Consider the following 2,691-nt stretch of genomic DNA (forward strand, 5'->3'; position numbering starts at 1 on the left):
GCGACGAGGCCGATGCCGCGGCCGCGGATGCCGCCGAGGCGGCCGCGGAGGCCGCGGGCGCGGCAGCCGACACCGCCGCCGACGCGGCGGCCGTGTCCGCCGAGGGCGCGGCGGCCCCCGATCCGGACGTGGCGGCGGCGCTCAGCGTCGAGGGCTACGATGCGGAGGAGGTCGCGCGCCTGGTGGAGCAGTCGGACCTCTCGCTCAGCGTCAAGACCTCGACCATGACCGCGCTCCGCAACGCCGAGGACAATCCCGAGCTCCTCGCCACGGTGCTCGAGCAGCTGCGCGAGCGGCTCGGCCTGCAGCAGGTGGAGTGACGCGCTCAGCCCTCGCGCGGGCGACCGCGCTGGGGCACTTCCTTGAGCAGCCCGCCGACTCCCATGCCGGCGATGTCGCGCGGGCTGACCTCGACCCCGCAGAGGATGCGTTCCATCACCCAGTCAGCGCCGTTCAGCGCCGGCGCGCGGGCGCAGCCCGGCAGGCCGATCACCGGGCGGCCGCGCAGGTCGCCCAGGAACAGGAGGTTCCCCGGATCGACCGGCATCCCGAAATGGTGCACGCTGCCGCCCGCGCGGCGGACCGCCTCGGGCGCCACGTCCGCGATGTCCGAGGTGGCCGAGCCGGTCAGCACGAGGATCGCCTCGGCCTCCGAGGCGGCGAGCGCGCGGGCGAGCGGCCCGGTCTCGTGCGGCACGACATGCACCGGCGCAAGAGCCACGCCCAGCCGATCGAGCCGCGCGCCGATCGCCGTCTGCCCCTTGGCGCCGTCCTCCTCGGTGCCGGGCACCGCGGTCTGGATCAGTTCCACATGCGACAGCGTCACGGCGCGCAGGCGCATGGCGTTGCGGCCCATCGCCTCGGCCCGGGCGAGCGCGTCCTCAGGCACCGCGTATGAGATGATCTTGACCGTCGCGACCATGGTGCGCGCGGCGGTGCGCTGCCAGCGCGGCACGGTGGCGACGGTGATCATCGGGTGCACGCCGTTGACCGCGTCGATGCGCGCGGCGTCGATCTCGGCCACACCGGGCGCGGTCGCGTGCAGGTTCACCCGGCCCGTCGCGGCGCGGCCCACGGTCAGGCCCGCGCGTTCCGGGTCGGGCACCAGCGCCGCGGCAAGGCGCGCGGCGGCCACGTCCTCGTGCACGTCACCCGGGTCCATGCGCGCCACCGTCACCTCGCCGAGCCCCGCGGCCGCAAGCTGCGCCACGTCCTCGGGGCCGAGCACCCGGCCCTTGCGCAGCCGCCCGCGCTCGAGCGGCTGGGAATGGGCGAGGATCGCGCCCTCGGCCTCGGAGAGAGGGACCGGGCCGAACCTCACGCTGCCCCCTTGCGCAGGACCGAGATCATCTGGGCCAGGACCGAGACCGCGATCTCTGCGGGGCCGGCCGCCCCGATGTCGAGCCCCACGGGCCCGTGGATGCGGTCGATCTCGGCGTCCGAGAACCCCTCGGCCAGAAGCCGTTCGCGCCGCTTGGCATGGGTGCGGGTAGAGCCGAGCGCCCCGATGTAGAAGCAGCCCGAGCGCAGCGCGCGCACGAGCGCGGGATCGTCGAGCTTGGGGTCATGGGTCAGCAGCACCAGCGCCGTGCGCGCGTCGAGACGGAGCGCCGCCACCGCGTCGTCGGGCCAGTCGTTGACCACGCGCTCGCCGGGAAAGCGCGCGGGACTGGCGAAGGTCTCACGCGGGTCGATGACCACCGGGTCGTAGCCTGCGATCCGCGCCATGGGCACCAGCGCCTGCGCGATGTGCACCGCGCCCACCACGACGAGCCGGAGCGGCGGATTGTGGATCGCGACGAAGGTGCGCTCGTCGGGCTCGAACCCCGAGCGGTCCATGCGGAAGCGGTCGTCGTGGCCGTCGCGGTCGATCCGGCGCGCGCCGGTGGCGAGGTCGACCACGTAGGCGCGGGGCTCGCGCGCGGCGCGTGCCGCGACCAGTTCGGCCAGCATGTCCTCGGGCAGCGCGCTGCCCACGGGTTCCACCAGCACCCGGATCGTGCCGCCGCAGGCGAGCCCCACCGCGAAGGCGTCCTCGTCCGAGACCCCGAACTCGAGCTCGCGTGCGGCGCCTTCCTCCAGCGCCTCGAGCGCCTCGACGATGACCGCGCCCTCGACGCAGCCGCCCGAAACCGAGCCCGCGATCTCGGCATCGCCGGAGATGGCGAGCTGGCTGCCCACGCGGCGCGGCGCCGAGCCCCAGGTCTGGACCACGGTGGCGAGGGCCGCACCCTTGCCGGCACGGTGCCAGGCGAGCGCGGTCTCGGGGATGGTGTCGAAACGGTCTGGGGCTGTGGTGTCCATCGGCCGGCCTCCTTTGCGCCAGATGTAGGCAGTCGCGGCGCCGCTGTCGCCCCCTTCCTTGGTGGAAGCGCCGGTCCGACCCTCAGCCGCGGGTCACGTCGTGGTCGTAGAGCCAGTCGAGACGGCCGAGGATGCGGTCGGGCGCGAGCCGCCCGCCGAGCCGCAGCGCCGCCTGAGCCGCGCCGCGCAGGAGCGGGTTGCGCAGGTGGAACTTCCACGCGTTGCGGTCGGCCGCCGCCACGGCGCGGGCCGCGCGGCCGCGCCGGCGCGCCTGGAAGGCCTGCAGCCGGTCCGCAAGGCTGCCCTCCCCCGAGAGCGCGTCGGCCAGCACCCAGGCATCCTCGAGCGCGAGGTTCGCACCCTGGGCGAGGAACGGCAGCGTCGGGT

The 2,691-nt window shown here is 75.2% G+C and carries 2 protein-coding genes and 2 pseudogenes; 1 reads left to right on the plus strand and 3 read right to left on the minus strand.

From position 1 onward, the window contains the following. Positions 1-320: pseudogene (locus RISW2_RS25160) on the plus strand (translation initiation factor 3); the annotation flags it as partial. Positions 321-325: 5 nt separating this feature from the next. On the opposite strand, the gene RISW2_RS22570 reads toward RISW2_RS25160, so the two are convergent. From RISW2_RS22570 to RISW2_RS25165, 3 genes and pseudogenes are all read right to left on the minus strand, one after another. Beyond that, positions 326-1,321, minus strand: a complete 996-nt coding sequence (locus RISW2_RS22570; RefSeq protein WP_043775546.1) for a molybdopterin-binding protein — start codon at positions 1,319-1,321, stop codon at positions 326-328. Further along, positions 1,318-2,304, minus strand: a complete 987-nt coding sequence (locus tag RISW2_RS22575; protein WP_043775548.1) for an XdhC family protein — start codon at positions 2,302-2,304, stop codon at positions 1,318-1,320. The genes RISW2_RS22570 and RISW2_RS22575 overlap by 4 nt, the downstream gene beginning before the upstream one ends. Positions 2,305-2,386: 82 nt before the next feature. Continuing rightward, positions 2,387-2,691 (minus strand): annotated as a pseudogene (locus RISW2_RS25165) (monooxygenase); the annotation flags it as partial.

Source organism: Roseivivax isoporae LMG 25204 (genome assembly GCF_000521865.1).
Classification (GTDB): domain Bacteria; phylum Pseudomonadota; class Alphaproteobacteria; order Rhodobacterales; family Rhodobacteraceae; genus Roseivivax; species Roseivivax isoporae.

Excerpts from the sequence above, each read along its gene's own strand:
- RISW2_RS22575 (WP_043775548.1), bottom strand. The coding sequence starts at position 2,304 with ATGGACACCACAGCCCCAGACCGTTTCGACACCATCCCCGAGACCGCG.